Here is a 15,533-nt window from a genome sequence, read left to right as displayed (position 1 = left end):
TGTATAATAGAAAGATCGGAGAGGGTTATTTGATTTTTAAAGGATTGAAAAATATTCTTTTAGCAGGCTTTTTAATGTCACTGGTAGAAATGTTAATATCTTCAAATTCTATACCAGAAGCAAAATTCGAATTGTTAATTGTATATACTCTAGCATTTTCATGTGCGTATTTTATTTTCGCGGTGCCGTTTCAGTTATTGATTCATATAAAAGGTTTTTTAAAAAAATTTAGTATTTTATCTTTATCTTTATCTCTCTATATTCTAGGTTCATTTTTTGCTTTTTTCATTATAAACATTTCTGATTTTAATTTAGAACTATCTTTTTTTAAGCAAATAAATACATATATACACATTTTTATGACAGCTATTATATTTTGGGTATGTGACTCTATATGTTTTGATGATAAAGGTTAGGGTGTAAGAATAGAGGAGAAGTTGTTCTTGAAAAATTCAATATAGATAAAGAAGTTACTCCTTCGAAATTATATGAATTAAATTAGGTTATACATAATGATAATTAACACCTCTTTAGAAATAAAAAAGGAGCGAATGATTTCGCCCCTTTTTATCGTTTGAATTCTACGTAAAATTTATTATCAATTATTCCGAAAGCAACTTTACTGTGCAGAGAGAATACAGTTGTTTCATTTACAATAAAGTCATTAAAAAAATAATATAATTGTTTAAAAATCTTTCTTCTACTAACGGAGTAAATTAGCTCAATAAGGAATCAAAAGAAGAACTTGTAGTTTCTGAAGAAATGGAAAAAAAGAAAGATTTTAAATACAAAGTAGGCTCTGTTATATAAAGGTAGAGAGGTATTATAATTCATTTGTGATAAACTAGGAATAGTTTGAATTTTTTAGAAATGAGTAGAGGATTATAAAGTGTGTGTTTTTTTTGCCAATTCCTATATGTCTTATTCTATGGAGGAAATATGCTTGAAGATAATTTTAAAATTCGTAATATTCCCGTGATTTTATGGGGAGATAAGAGTGAAAAAATTTTTATTGCAGTACATGGAAATATGTCAAATAAGGAAGATGCAGTTATTCAAATATTAGCTGAAGAAGCCAATCAAAAAGGTTATCAAGTGTTAAGCTTTGATTTACCTGAGCATGGAGAAAGAAAAAATGATACTACTCCTTGCAAAGTACAGTTTTGTGTCAGCGAATTATCTATAATTATGAATTACGCAAAAGAACATTGGAAAGAAGTAAGCGTGTTTGCATGTAGTATGGGAGCTTATTTTAGCCTTTTAGCCTATCAAAATGATTTGTTAGAAAAGGCATTATTTTTATCACCAGTAGTTAATATGGAACGAATTATCGAAAATATGATGAAATGGTTTCATGTAACACCAGAGCTTTTGCAAAAAGAAATGACTATAGAGACACCCATTGGTCAAAAGTTATATTGGGATTATTTATGCTATGTAAAAGAACATCCTATTCATACATGGAATACAGATACATATATTATGTATGGAGCCAAGGATGAACTGTGCGAATTTGAAACTATTAACTATTTTACAAAAAAACATCGTTGTAAATTAGAAGTCATAGAAACAGGTGAACATTATTTTCATACTGAAGAACAGTTAAAGATATTTAAGCAGTGGCTACAAAAACATATTTAGTGCAATAAGAATGAAACAACTTTATTAATGATTTTTGAGTGCAAATACCTTAAAAATTTTATTATGATTCTCGATGTAACAAAAATAAGAATATTTTGATGGTTATTTAGTTAAGAAAAGAGGCGGAAAGCTATCAAAAGGGGGATTATACGTATGGCTATAAATCACGAATTCGGTATAATTCATAATATCAATAATCAAAAGACTTACAAGAGTTACAATCCAGATGTATATAACTGTATTTCTGTAAATGATGATATTCTTACAAACTTATTTGAACCTTTATCGATAATGAAGACATATTTTCATACGTTAGATCGTCCTAAATATGGTTTGGCAAATTGGGGGATTACGATTATTCCACCTGAATCATTATCTCAATTTTTAGATATAGTTATATCTTCCAAAGATATGAAGAAATCGATTGAACTGAACGAATTGGCTAACAAAATTATTCAAGCAAAAGAAGAGAATAAATATATGATTCACTTTGGAATTTAAAAGGAGAGAAAGAAATTGAGTACTATCACAAAAGTTATGAAAAAAGAAGATTGGGAAGCAGCACAAATAAGCGGGGAAATTAAGGAGGCATCACTTGCAGAAGAGGGATTTATTCATTGTTCCTTTTTAGAACAATCTTTATCAGTTGCAGAAAAACACTTTCGTACTGAAAAGGAATTAGTCTTACTTTTAATAGATTCCACACGTGTTCAAGCAGAAACAAAATATGAAAAATCATCAAATGGTCAAGAGTATCCACATGTATATGGAACTATACATATCGATGCTGTTATAGATGCTATTCCTTTTTATCGAGAACATGGTGCATTTATTTTGCCAAACAGCATTTTGTTGAATTGATAGGGAAAACTTGAAAATTAATGATTGGATGTTGAAAAGTGCTAAAAAGAAAATGAGAAGGAGAACATGTATTGAAATTTACACAACAAAATAATGCAAGTGAGTATATAAAAAATAAAGTTATTCAATATAATATGTCCGTTCTGCCAGATGAGGTAAAACAACTGATGGAACAGGTAAGCTTTCTATTTAAAAGACGATGTCGGAAAAACATTGGGAGGAATAACGGGAACGATTTATTTTTATCATCTTCATATCGATTTTTTATGGGTGAATGAGTCGATTCATCATGATGGATATGGTGGTAAGTTGTTATATAAAATGGAAGAAATCGCAAAGGAAAAAGGATGTCGTCTCATCTTGTTTGATTCATTTAGCTTTCAAGCACCTGCATTTTATAAAAAACATGGCTATCGAGAATTTGGTGTTGTAGAAGATCATCCTAAAGGTATTGTCAGCACTTTTTTGAGAAACGACTATAAGTTAAATGTAATATCATTATGTAAACCAGATAGGGAAGTAAGAGAGAATAAAAGTTCACTATAATACTTTCGGATTAAAAAGGGACTAACATGAAGAAGAGGCTGCTGAAAAAGTTCACTTCATAGTAAAAAGGAGTCCGTCACCCACTATATAGATGATGGGCTCCTTTGTATTCTTAGCATTCCGATAAAATATGTGTTATCTTTTCAAAATCAGCGCGTTTCCAATGCCTTTTATGGAAAGGATCTTGTCATGTTTAGCATGATAATTCTTTTGTCATTAAAATATGAGGGATTCCATCTTCCATAAAAACATCGGAAGAAGGCTGATAGTGTAATTTTTTATAAAACCCTTCAGCCTGTGTTTGGCCGTGTAGTTTTACTTTGTTGGCTCCTTTTTCATAGGCAATTTCTTCTAACGTTTGAATGATGACTTTTCCAAGTCCATATTTCCGATAAGGCTGTAAGATACAAATTCTTTCTAGTTTCCCCATGTTGTCAACAAAGCGAATTCGGCCCGTTCCTACCGGTATTTCGTTATAATAAACTAAAATATGCTGGCATAACTCACTTAACGTGTCAAATGTATCGAATTCATCCTCAAGAGGAACTCCTTGCTCTTTTACAAATACTTCTTTCCGAATTTGAAAGGCGATTTCTAAATCTTTCATTTCTTGAATTCTTTTCGATTTCAATTGATTCAACCCTTTCTAATATAATAGTGGATCATTTATACATATATTACATTATAAAACATGTAAACTTCTTTCAATAGTTATAAGATCATCCAAGCATTCTATGAAATATTACATATCTATTTCAAAATTCAGCAAAAGTAAAGGGGAGGGAGGAAGAGGCCCTCCATTGATTAAAGGGAAAGAATCATAATTCGATGATTCCATTTTCAGTCCCAATGATCACTTTATGTACCATATTAATAAATAATCCAGTTTCAATAACACCCGTTATCATTTTTAAACGATGATGCATTTCAAGTGAGGCTGTAATTTGATTTGGAAACCTGCAGTCTAAAATGAAATTACCATTGTTTGTAAGGGAGGGCGCCCGTTTTTCATACGTAACATAGTTTGACAACCGAGCGATTGAATCTTTTTTCTGTTTGATTATAGGCAAATGGAATGATTTCAATTGGTAGAGGGAACGTACCTAACTTTTCTACTTGCTTTGATTCATTTGCAATTATAATCAATCTTTGAGAGGAAGAGGTGACTATTTTCTCTCGCAAAAGAGCAACACCTCCACCTTTTATTAATTGTAAATTGGGATGGATTTCATCTGCGCGTCCATTGTGAGATCAAGATAATCTATTGTATTGTAAGGGTGTAATGGGATAGACAGCTGAGTTGCTAATTTTTCTGTTTCGATTGATGTAGGTACAGCTTCAATCGTAAGACATTCTTTGACAAGTTGTCCTAATCGTTGTACCGTCCAATACACAGTAGATCCTGCACCAAGTAAGTCCGATTTTCATCCCATCTTTTACAAAAATGCACAGCGTATTCACCAGCTAAACGTTTTAGAGTCATGATACACTCCGCCGCCTTATTCTGCAGGACGCGGTCCAGCATCTAAACCTGAATTTTCGACCGTTAATATGGGCCGGATAGTTAAATCTTTATATACCCGCATTTGACATGATAATCGTAAGTGGTCTTCAATGCCTTTCTCTGTCATTGCATGTGTTTCTTTAGGCGTAGGCTCACAGAAATCTCCTGCGATGACTTCAACTCTACAAGTTGTACAGCGAGCTTTCCCGCCGCAACGATGAAGAATTGGAACGCCGTTATCTTCAAGAGCTAACACTAATTTTGTTCCTTCTTCAATATCAAAAGTACCAGTGCCGATTACAGTTAATTTTGGCATTTGATAGCCTCCTTGTGTAAAATTCTACATAAGATATTTATGACCGCACATTGAAAAACATAAACCTTAAAAATTTTTTATTTCCTTCGTAACTTTTTTATCCCTTCAATCGTTCATTAAGTAAGCGCTGAAAAGGAGTGGTTATTTTGTGCACAAAAGTAATGCCATTGTTTAAAAATCCTATCGATATGGATTATTCAAATAAAAATTTTCTTATTGAGAATTATGCCGAATTAAAAAGATACTGCATGTTTTTAACAAAAAACAAATGGGATGGTGAAGACCTAGCGCAAGAAGCGGTTTGTAAAGTACTGCAAAAATATAAGGAGGAAGATATTTGTATGACGCTTCTATATAAAATTGCGCGAAATCAATGGTTCGATCAATTAAAAGTAAAATCTGTTCAAGAGAAATTAGAGAAGGAAGTAACATTTGAAACACCACATGAAATAATTGCTGATTTGCATGAGATGGCGGAAAAAGTAGTCACTTCGCTAAATGCCCAGCAAGCTGTCATTTTTCTGTTAAAAGATGTCTTTCAATATCATCTATCTGATATTGCGAAAATATGCTCGATATCAGAAGGAGCAGTGAAAGCTTCGTTATTTCGGAGTAGAAATAAATTGAAAATGAGAAATGAAGAAGATGGTAACTTAGCTTGGCAAGATGATGCCAAGGTAGTCGTAACAGCGGTTCGTGAACAAAAACCAGAATTATTAACAAAACTTCTTCCAACTATTCATTTTACACATGTATCTTCTAAAGAGCCGGTGCTATTGTTCAGTGCGAAAAAATCTTCTTCTTACAATTTTATGTTATGTGCAGCTTAACAATAAGATGGAGGGATTATGATGAATACAATTCCATATGTTGTGGAACAAACAAAGTTAGGAGAACGCTCCTATGATATATATTCTAGATTATTAAAAGATCGTATTGTGATGATTGGTTCAGAAATTAATGATCAAGTTGCAAGTAGTGTAGTGGCGCAGTTATTGTTTTTAGAAGCAGAAGATGCAGAAAAAGATATTTTTCTTTATATTAATAGTCCAGGTGGTTCGACGACAGCAGGATTTGCGATTTTAGATACAATGAACTTGATTAAGCCAGATGTACAAACGCTTTGTATGGGCTTGGCAGCATCATTTGGGGCACTTTTGTTGCTTAGCGGAACAAAAGGAAAACGATTTGCGCTCCCAAATAGTGAAATTATGATTCACCAGCCGCTTGGCGGAGCAAAAGGGCAAGCGACAGAGATTGAAATAACAGCAAAGCGGATATTAAAGTTAAAACAAGATATTAACAATATTATATCTGACCGAACAGGGCAACCAATTGAAAAAGTAGCGCGTGATACAGAAAGAGATTACTTTATGACGGCAGAAGAAGCAAAAACATACGGGATTGTTGATGCGGTTATTACAAAAAAATAATGGAAAGCAGGCTAGGAACATAATTTATTTCCTAGCCTGTTTTTATACGGTGCATTATTCTTTCATCCACTCATTCACAAGTCTTTGGTTCTTTTTAATCCATTTTCGTGCCGCTTCTTCAGGATCTTTTATTTTATTTAACATAACCATTAAAGTACCAAGTTGTTCATCATTCATTTTCCATCTATCAAAATATTTCACAACATCTGGATAATCTTTTTCAAATCCTTTTCTTACAGAGTAATAAATGTCGTCTTTTTCACCATATACTTTCTTAGGGTCTTTTAAATATTTTAAATCAAATTCTGAAAAGCCCCAGTGTGGATTCCAAAGCGTCACAGCGATTGGTTTCTTTTGTGTATATGCTTTTTTTAATTCACTCATCATGGCCGCTTCTGAAGATTGGACAAGTTTTAACTTTACATCATATTCTTTCATCGCTTTATTTGTTAAATTCATCAAGCTACTACCTGGTTCAATACCGACAATTTTATTACCGAATTCTTCTTTATGAGCATTTAAATCTTCGATGCTGTTAACGTCTGTCATGTAAGAAGGAACAACTAAGCCAAGTCCCGTTCCTTCATACCATTTTGCTTTTAAAACGATATCATTTTTATACCGATTATTTAACGGTTTATCGGTAACTGGAAGCCAAACTTCTAAATTTGCATCTATATCACCACGAGCAACACCAGTCCAAATGGCTGCTTTTTCTAAATACATTGGCTCTACTTTATATCCTTTTTGTTCTAGCAAAACTTTCCATAAATTTGCAATTGCAATATTTTCTTTCCAACTTGTAACACCAAGTTTAATTTTTCCTTTTGTATTTGCATTTGTTGCATTACAAGAAGTAATAATCATACTGATAAATAACAAGATACTAATAAGCCATATTTTTCGTTTCATTGAAATCCTCCCGTTTCATCACTAACATTTGTATACAAATAAATGTATAGGTGAACCTTCTTATTATGAACGGAAAATAAAGATTTTAAGAAAGCTTATTTCTGTTATTTCTATGTAATATTTCTGTTTAAAATCGCTACACTATGTGAATAGATGGGCAGAAAAGGAGTCGTTTTATGAAAAATACAAAAGTACGTGTGGAAAACGTGACAAAAGTATTCGGGAAAAATCCTCAACGAGCAGTTGCTTTATTAAAAGAGGGGAAAAGTAAAACAGAAATCTTGAAAGAAACAGGAATGAATGTTGGTGTGAAAAAAGCAACATTTGAAGTATATACAGGAGAAATATTTGTGATTATGGGACTTTCAGGAAGCGGAAAATCAACACTTGTTCGTATGCTTAACCAACTTATAAAGCCAACAGCGGGGCATATATACATAGATGAAGAAGATATCGCAACAATGGGGAAAGAGGCGCTTCGCAAAGTACGAAGAACGAAGATGAGCATGGTATTTCAAAAATTTGCTTTATTCCCACATCGAACTGTGATTCAAAATGTAGCGTATGGTTTAGAAGTACAAGGGGTACCGGTAGAAGAAAGAGAAACAAAAGCGTTAGAATCTCTCAAGTTAGTTGGATTAGATCATCATAAAGATAGTTATCCAGGACAATTAAGCGGTGGGATGCAGCAACGTGTTGGAATTGCAAGAGCGCTTACGAATGATCCAGACGTGCTTCTAATGGATGAGTCATTTAGTGCATTAGATCCATTGATTCGAAAAGAAATGCAGGATGAATTATTAGAGCTGCAAGATAAAATGGAGAAAACAATTATTTTTATTACGCATGATTTAGACGAAGCGCTTCGAATTGGAGATCGCATTGCGCTGATGAAAGATGGAGAAATTGTCCAAATTGGAACACCTGAAGAAATTATGATGAGCCCAGCAAATGAATTTGTAGAGAAATTTGTTGCTGATGTGAACTTAGGAAAAGTCATTACTGCTGAATCTATTTTAAAAAGACCAGAAACATTACTGATTGACCGCGGACCGCGCGTAGCTCTGCAAATTATGAGAAATGCGGGGGTATCTACTGTATATGTAGTCAATAAAAAACATGAGTTTTTAGGAATTTTAACGGCTGATGATGCAAGTAAAGCAGTGCAAAAACAATGGCCAATTGCAGACTTGTTAATCACAGATCTTCCTCATGTATATGTAGATACATTACTAGAAGAAACGTATGCAAAAATGGCAGAAATGAAATTTCCTTTACCTGTTATTGATGAAAAAAATAGGCTAAGGGGGATTATTAAACGAGAAAGTGTCATTCAAGCCCTTGCCGGAAATATTGAAGATGAGGTGAATGACAATGAATAATATTCCGCGTATTCCGTTAGGTGAATGGGTCGATACGTTTGTAGCGAGTTTATATGAGCATTTTGAAAATATATTTAGAGGATTTTCTTATGTGATTGGTGGTTTTGTTGATTTACTGACAAATTTTTTAACATTCATTCCAGCTTTTTTAATGATTGTCATTGTTTGCTTTCTCATTTGGTATACAGCAAGGAAAGTCTCTTTACTTATTTTTACATTGATTGGCTTATTATTTATTTTAAACATTAACTATTGGGAACAAACGATGCAAACATTGGCGCTTGTTCTGACATCCGTTATTATTTCTATCATTGTTGGAATCCCTATTGGCATTTTAGCATCGCAAAACGAACGGTTTTCGAAATTTTTAAAACCAACATTAGATTTTATGCAAACAATGCCGGCATTTGTGTATTTAATTCCTGCCATTACATTCTTTGGAGTTGGGGTAGTGCCAGGGATTATCGCGTCGGTTATTTTTGCGATGCCACCAACGATTCGCTTTACAGACCTTGGAATTAGACAAGTACCGGAAGATTTAATTGAAGCTGCAGATGCATTTGGATCTACAGCATCACAAAAGCTATTTAAAGTACAATTGCCACTTGCGACAGGAACGATTATGGCCGGGATTAATCAGAGTATTATGCTATCATTGTCGATGGTTGTGACTGCATCACTTGTAGGAGCGCCGGGACTTGGTGTAGATGTATATCGCTCTGTAACACAAGTGAATATTGGAATGGGGTTTGAAGCTGGGTTAGCCATTGTCGTAATCGCTATTATATTGGATCGAATCACACAAGGGTTTCATCGAAGAAAAAGAGGGTAGGACAGAACAGTTTCAGTAAAATAATCAAAAAAGATATTTTTCAAGAAGTTACAATGAATTTTTTGTGAAAAATTCATTGTAACTTTAAATAAACTTCATATAAAACACATATTGAAAGTGTATGATATAGATATCGGATATGAAGTAAGATTTATATTTAATTATTTTTATATAGAATAACAATAAATAAGTTACAGGGGTGGCATTCACTTTCTCTGAATGCCTTTTATAGAAAAAGAAATGCAACAAAAAAGGAGAGATTCTCATGGCAATGAAAAGTAAAGAGATAAAAACACAAATTACAGAAGAAGATGTAGATATTTTAAAAGTGATGGCACATCCAGTACGATTACAAATTGTTAACGAGTTAAAAAATAGAAAAACTTGTAACGTATCACAGCTAACCGAAATTTTAGAAATCCCGCAATCCACTGTATCTCAACACTTATCGAAAATGAAAGGAAAAGTGCTACGTTCCGAACGAAAAGGATTGGAAATGTATTATTACATTAATAATGCAAAGGCAAGTGAGATTGCTGGCATTTTAGGCTGTGTAAATTAATAAAAATATAAGAAGATTACAAAAAACATCTCTACATCATAATGTGGGGATGTTTTTTTATGTGAATTCATGATAAAAAATAGCTTTCATGAGTTATATTTGTGCTAGATTTAATTTGAAACAGCCAGTCTTCTTTAACTTATTATATATCCGTTACATTCTTTTGAAGTTTTTATGAACTAGAAACTCCCACCATTTCCATGGAATCAGTTTTTTTACAGTCATCATTAGTTTTACGCCTTTTCCAATGGGATAACGAAAGGATGTCTTTTTTGCTTCGGCAACCGCTACAATCTTCTTAGCAACATCGATTGGATTACCGAATGTATCACTCCCGTTATTTATATGTTGTTGTATTTTCTGCATATATTCTATATAAGGAGAAGTGTTTTCTGAGTACTGTTTCGCTAGCGATTTTCCAACTTCCCATATATTTGTGTTATAAGAACCAGGCTCAATTAAACAAACATCGATTCCGAATTGTTTTACTTCTAAGCGGAGGGATTCACTCCAACCTTCTAATGCATGTTTAGAAGAAACGTAAGGAGATAAGCCAGGAAAGCCAATTTGACCACTAATACTACTTACATTCATAATTTTTCCGCTTTTTTGCTTTCTCATATAAGGTAATACAATTTGTGTGATGGAGATTGCCCCAAATACGTTCGTTTCAAATTGTTTACGATATTCTTCTATAGGAATGTCCTCTACAAAACCACCGCTTGCATATCCGGCATTATTGATGAGAAGGTCTACTTGGTCTAATTCTCTTAAAAACAATTGAAAAGTATGGATTGAATTTGGATCGGTAACATCCAGTTGATGAATTTTGATATGATGTTGCAAATGCAATGCGGCAGCTTGCGATAATAAATTTTCTTGTTTATTCAGATCACGCATGGTAGCGATGACAGTATAATCTTTTTTAGCTAATTCAATAGTTGTTAATAAGCCAAAGCCACTTGATGCACCAGTAATAATCGCGATTTTCTTCATCTTTTGCTCACTTTCTTTTTTCTTATATCATAACGATTTTTATATCGAAAATCTATGATTCTCTTTCTCGCAAGGTATACATTTGTTGTATTACTCAAACAAAAGTTTAATGAGTTAGAGTTGTTCGTTTTTTACAGTGGTTTTTTGAGGGAGAATTTATTTATATTATCGCTTACATGCTTATCTGATATATGTACCTTCTTTAAGAGAAAGAAGGGAAGATATACCGTATTTTATAAAAGATTTTTGTGAAAGAAGTGGAATATTCGAGAGTTATTAAATATATTAGAGCACCTATGTATTCTTTCACAAGGGAAGAATATAAATTTCACTCATATTACAATCTATGCAAGGAGATCAAAAAGATTTCTGGAAAGAAACAAAGGATATGAAGAAAGAACATAAGTTAACTTTCCATGAAAAAATACAACGTGATGGAATGATTAAAGCATTACAAAAAACAAAGGGACATGTATCACTTACAGCAAAACTATGAAATGTTTCGCACAGTACCTTTTATAAACGAATGCAAAGGTTTCAATATGTAATATGGAAGAGAGCAACGAATACAATATCATTGACGTTACAATAGTTATAATGTTATATTTCAATTAGTTAGAATAAACAGAAAATTAAAAAGAAGGTGGAACTATGGATCAAAACCCATTTGAGGCATCTTATGAGTATGCAATCCAAAGTGATAAACAGGATGAACTTGCTGCTTTTCAAAATGAATTTTATAAAAAAGCAGATACAATATATTTAGATGGAAATTCATTAGGATTATTATCTAAACGAGCTGAAAAGTCATTACTTACTATGTTAAATTCATGGAAAGAGCATGGAATTGATGGATGGACAGAAGGAGAGTATCCGTGGTTTTTTCTATCGGAACAATTAAGTGAACATATCGCACCGCTTATTGGTGCATTGTCTGAGGAAATAATTGTAACCGGTTCCACGACGACGAATATTCATCAGGTGATTGCGACATTTTATGAACCGAAAGGGATTCGTACAAAGATTTTAGCAGATGAATTAACATTTCCATCAGATATATATGCTTTGCAAAGCCAAATTCGTTTAAAAGGATTAGACCCAAATGAACATCTTGTTCGAGTGAAAAGTCGAGACGGCAGAACGTTAGATGAGGAAGATATTATTGCTGCTATGACAGATGATATCGCTTTAATTTTATTGCCAGCAGTTTTATATCGAAGCGGACAAATTTTAGATATGAAGCGATTGACGGCTGAAGCACATAAGAGAGGGATTCATATCGGATTTGATTTATGTCATTCAATCGGGGCGATTCCGCATCAATTTCAAGAGTGGGGTGTTGATTTTGCGGTATGGTGTAATTATAAATATTTAAATGCAGGTCCTGGTAGTGTTGGCGGATTATATGTAAATAAAAAACATTTTGCTCGTTTGCCCGGTCTTTCCGGCTGGTTCAGTTCAAGAAAAGATAAACAATTTGATATGGAACATACATTAACAGCAGCTGAGCATGCTGGAGCGTATCAAATTGGAACACCACATATATTCAGTATCGCACCATTAATTGGCTCACTTGAGATCTTTAAAGAGGCGGGCATAGATCGATTACGTCAAAAATCATTACATATAACACGGTATATGCTACATTTGATTGATTATGAATTAACAGATAAAGGATTTACAATTGGAAATCCTTTAGAAGACGAAAAACGAGGAGGACATATTTATTTAGAGCACCCAGAAGCTGCTCGTATATGTAAAGCGTTAAAAGCAAATGGAGTAATTCCTGATTTTCGCGCGCCAAATGGCATTCGCCTTGCACCAGTTGCTTTATATAATACATATGAAGAAGTGTGGAAGTCCGTTCGAATTTTAAAGAAAATTATGACAAATGAAGAGTATAAACAATTTGAAAATAAACGAGGGGTTGTGGCGTAAGATGAAGGCATCTGAATGGATCGATATTTCACAGCCATTAAATAATGAGATTGCAACTTGGCCAGGAGATACACCTTTCTCATATGAAGTGTCTTGCACGAAAGAGCAAAGTGGGTCCGTTAATATTGGAAAGGTAACGATGAGCATTCATACAGGGACACATATTGATGCACCGTTTCATTTTGATAACGATGGAAAGAAAGTCATAGATTTAGATATTCATGTGTATGTGGGACCAGCGCGTATTATCGATGTTTCAAGTATGGATTCTATTGGAGTAAAAGAATTACAACAGTTCAATTTAGAAGGTGTGGAGCGGTTATTACTGCGCACTTCTTCACATGGGAACGCACAAAAGTTTCCAGACATAATCCCATTTTTATGTGCGGAGATTGCACCATTCCTTTCAAAAAAAGGAGTCCGATTAATTGGAGTAGATGTACCTTCTGTAGATCCACTTGATGATAAAGAACTAGCAGCGCATCATCAATTATTTCAGCACGGTATTCATATTTTAGAAAATGTCGTATTAGATCATGTACAAGACGGAGATTATGAGCTGATTGCTTTACCACTTGCCTTAACAGAAGCAGATGGTAGCCCAGTTCGTGCTATAATTCGACCATTATAACAGGGGATGCATGATGCATAGAAAGGGTGTTACATAACGATGACAGAAAATGAAAAAGTAATTATGGAAAAGGGGATTTATACAGATTTCAAGGAGAATATGACATATGGAGAGTACTTGCAGTTAGATCGCTTATTAGATAGTCAAAAAAGATTATCTAATCATCATGATGAAATGCTGTTTATTATTATTCATCAAGCAAGTGAACTTTGGATGAAACTGATTTTACATGAATTAAATGCAGCGATTGAATCTATTCAAAATGAAAAGATGGCACCTGCATTTAAAATGTTGGCAAGGGTGTCGAAAATTCAATCACAAATCATTCAATCGTGGGATATTCTTGCCACATTAACGCCGTCTGAATATATTGAATTTCGCGATTCACTCGGTCAAGCATCAGGTTTTCAATCGTATCAATACCGAATGATTGAATATGCACTTGGCTATAAAACACCGCACGCATTAAAAATTTATGAAAAAGATCCAGAACTACATGCTCGATTGCATACAGCGCTTCATTCACCAAGCCTTTATGATGTAGCAATTCAGGCGCTTGTAAAAGAAGGATTTCCAATCAATAAAGACGTACTAGGTCGCGATATTACGCAGCCTTACGAAGAGGATTCGACAGTTGAAGCGGCTTGGTTAGAAGTATATGCCGATGTGAAAAAATATTGGGATTTATATCAGCTTGCAGAAAAATTAATTGATATAGAAGATTGGTTACAACAGTGGCGATTCCGTCATATGAAAACGGTAGAACGTATCATTGGTCATAAAATGGGGACAGGTGGTTCGTCTGGTGTATCTTATTTAAAACGTGTGTTGGATCAGCGATTTTTCCCAGAGCTTTGGAATGTACGAACGAAATTATAAAAAAAATCAGCATCTCTTAGGAGAGGCTGATTTTTTTATGAAAATGTTAAGGTGAAGTTAGAAATATTTCTTTGCTTTGAGTAGAATAGTAAGAATAAAAATATATATGTGGAGGGACAGATGGTGGACTTTTGTAAACTGGAGGATGTATTTCGGCATAAGAAAGTACATGCATTTCTTATATATCAAAAAGGTGAATACATAACAAAGTATTACAAGGAAAAAGAAAATGAAAATCATGTATATAAAATAAATTCTATTACAAAAAGTATTTTGTCTCTCTTAATTGGTATAGCAATTGATAAAGGATATATAGAGGGTATACATATTCCGATAAGACAGTGGGTTGAACATGTCCCAAAAGATAAGCAACAATTAACGCTTTATCATGTATTAACTATGACAACTGGAGAGGAGTGGAAAGAATTTGGGGATGGCGTTGTATTTCCAAATGATTTTGTTGAATCGGACCATTGGATTACATACGTTTTACAACGCCCACTCGTAGAAGCGCCAGGGACAAAAATGAACTATAATTCAGGATCCTCTCATTTGTTAAGTTATATTTTACAAATCGCAACGGGAATGACAACAGCGGAGTTTGCAAAACGATATGTATTCGATCCTTTAGAGATTACTGAGTATGAATGGCAACAAGATCCACAAGGAATTTATGTTGGTGGATTTGGCATGAAAATGAAAAGCGAAGACTTATTGAAATTAGGAATTTTATGTTTAAAAGAAGGGATTTGGAATGGGAAACAGATTGTATCATCAAGCTGGATAAAAGAATCAACGATTCCGCGTTATCAAACATATGAGCATGTGGGAGCGTATGGATATCATTGGTGGATTGTAGATTACAAAAGATTTCACATACCGTACTGTATATATTTTGCAATGGGATACGGAGGACAATATATATTTGTTGTTCCCAAATTAGAACTTGTTGCTGTTATAAGCAGTAAGATGCCAAAGCGTGGATTAGTTCCGTTAAAACAGTTTGTTGCTCATTTGCAAGAAAATCTATATGTATAGAAGAGCGATGGCTAGAGTACAACTCCCGCTACTTAAAATTTTATTTACGATGTTGCTCATAT

General features: G+C 33.7%; 17 protein-coding genes and 3 pseudogenes. 15 read left to right on the top strand and 5 right to left on the bottom strand.

Annotated elements, in window-relative coordinates; all coding sequences use genetic code 11:
- Positions 1–29: 29 nt before the first annotated feature.
- The 5 genes and pseudogenes from BCER98_RS09875 (at position 30) to BCER98_RS09855 (ending at position 2,984) form a co-directional block, all read left to right on the top strand.
- Entirely contained in the window at positions 30–416 is a 387-nt protein-coding gene (locus BCER98_RS09875; RefSeq protein ID WP_049759254.1) for a UPF0715 family protein, read from the top strand.
- Positions 417–939: 523 nt separating this feature from the next.
- Positions 940–1,641, top strand: a complete 702-nt coding sequence (locus BCER98_RS09870; RefSeq protein ID WP_012094396.1) for an alpha/beta hydrolase — start codon at positions 940–942, stop codon at positions 1,639–1,641.
- Positions 1,642–1,794: 153 nt separating this feature from the next.
- Entirely contained in the window at positions 1,795–2,142 is a 348-nt protein-coding gene (locus tag BCER98_RS09865) for a hypothetical protein (RefSeq protein WP_012094395.1), read from the top strand.
- Positions 2,143–2,178: 36 nt separating this feature from the next.
- Positions 2,179–2,502 (top strand): DUF952 domain-containing protein, encoded by a 324-nt coding sequence (locus BCER98_RS09860; RefSeq protein WP_041810383.1) that lies wholly within the window; start codon positions 2,179–2,181, stop codon positions 2,500–2,502.
- Between the two features lie 134 nt (positions 2,503–2,636).
- Positions 2,637–2,984, top strand: a pseudogene (locus BCER98_RS09855) (GNAT family N-acetyltransferase).
- Between the two features lie 257 nt (positions 2,985–3,241).
- On the opposite strand, the gene BCER98_RS09850 reads toward BCER98_RS09855, so the two are convergent.
- From BCER98_RS09850 to BCER98_RS09845, 3 genes and pseudogenes are all read right to left on the bottom strand, one after another.
- The gene (locus BCER98_RS09850) at positions 3,242–3,679 is read right to left on the bottom strand and encodes a GNAT family N-acetyltransferase (RefSeq protein WP_012094393.1); all 438 of its coding nucleotides are present in this window, start codon (positions 3,677–3,679) and stop codon (positions 3,242–3,244) included.
- Positions 3,680–3,866: 187 nt separating this feature from the next.
- Positions 3,867–4,531 (bottom strand): annotated as a pseudogene (gene rpiA / locus BCER98_RS23370) (ribose 5-phosphate isomerase A).
- 16 nt (positions 4,532–4,547) lie between these two features.
- On the bottom strand, positions 4,548–4,868 hold the full coding sequence (locus BCER98_RS09845; protein ID WP_012094392.1) for a 2Fe-2S iron-sulfur cluster-binding protein: 321 nt from the start codon (positions 4,866–4,868) through the stop codon (positions 4,548–4,550).
- A gap of 146 nt (positions 4,869–5,014) precedes the next feature.
- On the opposite strand from BCER98_RS09845, the gene BCER98_RS09840 reads away from it, so the two are divergent.
- The gene (locus BCER98_RS09840) at positions 5,015–5,698 is read left to right on the top strand and encodes an RNA polymerase subunit sigma-70 (RefSeq protein ID WP_012094391.1); all 684 of its coding nucleotides are present in this window, start codon (positions 5,015–5,017) and stop codon (positions 5,696–5,698) included.
- Positions 5,699–5,719: 21 nt separating this feature from the next.
- On the top strand, positions 5,720–6,301 hold the full coding sequence (gene clpP / locus BCER98_RS09835; protein WP_041809745.1) for an ATP-dependent Clp endopeptidase proteolytic subunit ClpP: 582 nt from the start codon (positions 5,720–5,722) through the stop codon (positions 6,299–6,301).
- A gap of 54 nt (positions 6,302–6,355) precedes the next feature.
- Here clpP and BCER98_RS09830 read toward each other — a convergent pair whose 3' ends face one another.
- Positions 6,356–7,213 carry a glycine betaine ABC transporter substrate-binding protein gene (locus BCER98_RS09830; protein ID WP_012094389.1) on the bottom strand — a complete coding sequence of 286 codons (858 nt, stop codon included), beginning with the start codon at positions 7,211–7,213 and terminating at the stop codon, positions 6,356–6,358.
- A 176-nt stretch (positions 7,214–7,389) separates the two neighbouring features.
- Between BCER98_RS09830 and BCER98_RS09825 the strand changes: the two genes are divergently transcribed.
- The 3 genes from BCER98_RS09825 to BCER98_RS09815 all read left to right on the top strand — a co-directional run bounded on the left by BCER98_RS09825 (position 7,390) and on the right by BCER98_RS09815 (position 9,989).
- Positions 7,390–8,595: a quaternary amine ABC transporter ATP-binding protein gene (locus tag BCER98_RS09825; RefSeq protein WP_012094388.1), complete on the top strand. Its 1,206-nt coding sequence runs from the start codon at positions 7,390–7,392 to the stop codon at positions 8,593–8,595.
- The gene (locus BCER98_RS09820) at positions 8,588–9,427 is read left to right on the top strand and encodes an ABC transporter permease (protein ID WP_012094387.1); all 840 of its coding nucleotides are present in this window, start codon (positions 8,588–8,590) and stop codon (positions 9,425–9,427) included. Before BCER98_RS09825 ends, BCER98_RS09820 begins: the two co-directional genes overlap by 8 nt.
- A gap of 265 nt (positions 9,428–9,692) precedes the next feature.
- The gene (locus BCER98_RS09815; protein WP_012094386.1) at positions 9,693–9,989 is read left to right on the top strand and encodes an ArsR/SmtB family transcription factor; all 297 of its coding nucleotides are present in this window, start codon (positions 9,693–9,695) and stop codon (positions 9,987–9,989) included.
- 153 nt (positions 9,990–10,142) lie between these two features.
- Here BCER98_RS09815 and BCER98_RS09810 read toward each other — a convergent pair whose 3' ends face one another.
- Complete coding sequence (locus tag BCER98_RS09810) at positions 10,143–10,985, bottom strand: oxidoreductase (RefSeq protein WP_012094385.1); 843 nt, start codon at positions 10,983–10,985, stop codon at positions 10,143–10,145.
- A gap of 160 nt (positions 10,986–11,145) precedes the next feature.
- Here BCER98_RS09810 and BCER98_RS22490 point away from each other — a divergent pair.
- The 5 genes and pseudogenes from BCER98_RS22490 to BCER98_RS09785 form a co-directional block, all read left to right on the top strand.
- Positions 11,146–11,481, top strand: a pseudogene (locus BCER98_RS22490) (sigma-54-dependent Fis family transcriptional regulator); the annotation flags it as partial.
- A gap of 155 nt (positions 11,482–11,636) precedes the next feature.
- Positions 11,637–12,923, top strand: a complete 1,287-nt coding sequence (kynU, locus tag BCER98_RS09800) for a kynureninase (protein ID WP_012094384.1) — start codon at positions 11,637–11,639, stop codon at positions 12,921–12,923.
- Position 12,924: 1 nt separating this feature from the next.
- A complete protein-coding gene (gene kynB, locus BCER98_RS09795) occupies positions 12,925–13,554 on the top strand; it encodes an arylformamidase (RefSeq protein ID WP_012094383.1) in 630 nt (209 codons plus the stop codon).
- A gap of 39 nt (positions 13,555–13,593) precedes the next feature.
- Positions 13,594–14,433 carry a tryptophan 2,3-dioxygenase gene (gene kynA, locus BCER98_RS09790; protein WP_012094382.1) on the top strand — a complete coding sequence of 280 codons (840 nt, stop codon included), beginning with the start codon at positions 13,594–13,596 and terminating at the stop codon, positions 14,431–14,433.
- A 123-nt stretch (positions 14,434–14,556) separates the two neighbouring features.
- A complete protein-coding gene (locus BCER98_RS09785; protein WP_041810380.1) occupies positions 14,557–15,471 on the top strand; it encodes a serine hydrolase domain-containing protein in 915 nt (304 codons plus the stop codon).
- Positions 15,472–15,533 lie beyond the last annotated feature (62 nt).

This window comes from Bacillus cytotoxicus NVH 391-98, from assembly GCF_000017425.1.
GTDB lineage: Bacteria > Bacillota > Bacilli > Bacillales > Bacillaceae_G > Bacillus_A > Bacillus_A cytotoxicus.
The sequence above is the reverse complement of the archived record's forward strand: the minus strand, read 5'-3'. Positions and strand labels throughout refer to the sequence as shown.

Coding starts and splice junctions, on each gene's coding strand:
- BCER98_RS09860 (WP_041810383.1), top strand. CDS start 2,179: ATGAAAAAAGAAGATTGGGAAGCAGCACAAATAAGCGGGGAAATTAAG.
- BCER98_RS09820 (WP_012094387.1), top strand. CDS start 8,588: ATGAATAATATTCCGCGTATTCCGTTAGGTGAATGGGTCGATACGTTT.
- BCER98_RS09815 (WP_012094386.1), top strand. CDS start 9,693: ATGGCAATGAAAAGTAAAGAGATAAAAACACAAATTACAGAAGAAGAT.
- kynU (WP_012094384.1), top strand. CDS start 11,637: ATGGATCAAAACCCATTTGAGGCATCTTATGAGTATGCAATCCAAAGT.
- kynB (WP_012094383.1), top strand. CDS start 12,925: ATGAAGGCATCTGAATGGATCGATATTTCACAGCCATTAAATAATGAG.
- BCER98_RS09870 (WP_012094396.1), top strand. CDS start 940: ATGCTTGAAGATAATTTTAAAATTCGTAATATTCCCGTGATTTTATGG.
- clpP (WP_041809745.1), top strand. CDS start 5,720: ATGAATACAATTCCATATGTTGTGGAACAAACAAAGTTAGGAGAACGC.
- BCER98_RS09825 (WP_012094388.1), top strand. CDS start 7,390: ATGAAAAATACAAAAGTACGTGTGGAAAACGTGACAAAAGTATTCGGG.
- BCER98_RS09830 (WP_012094389.1), bottom strand. CDS start 7,213: ATGAAACGAAAAATATGGCTTATTAGTATCTTGTTATTTATCAGTATG.
- kynA (WP_012094382.1), top strand. CDS start 13,594: ATGACAGAAAATGAAAAAGTAATTATGGAAAAGGGGATTTATACAGAT.
- BCER98_RS09845 (WP_012094392.1), bottom strand. CDS start 4,868: ATGCCAAAATTAACTGTAATCGGCACTGGTACTTTTGATATTGAAGAA.
- BCER98_RS09810 (WP_012094385.1), bottom strand. CDS start 10,985: ATGAAGAAAATCGCGATTATTACTGGTGCATCAAGTGGCTTTGGCTTA.
- BCER98_RS09865 (WP_012094395.1), top strand. CDS start 1,795: ATGGCTATAAATCACGAATTCGGTATAATTCATAATATCAATAATCAA.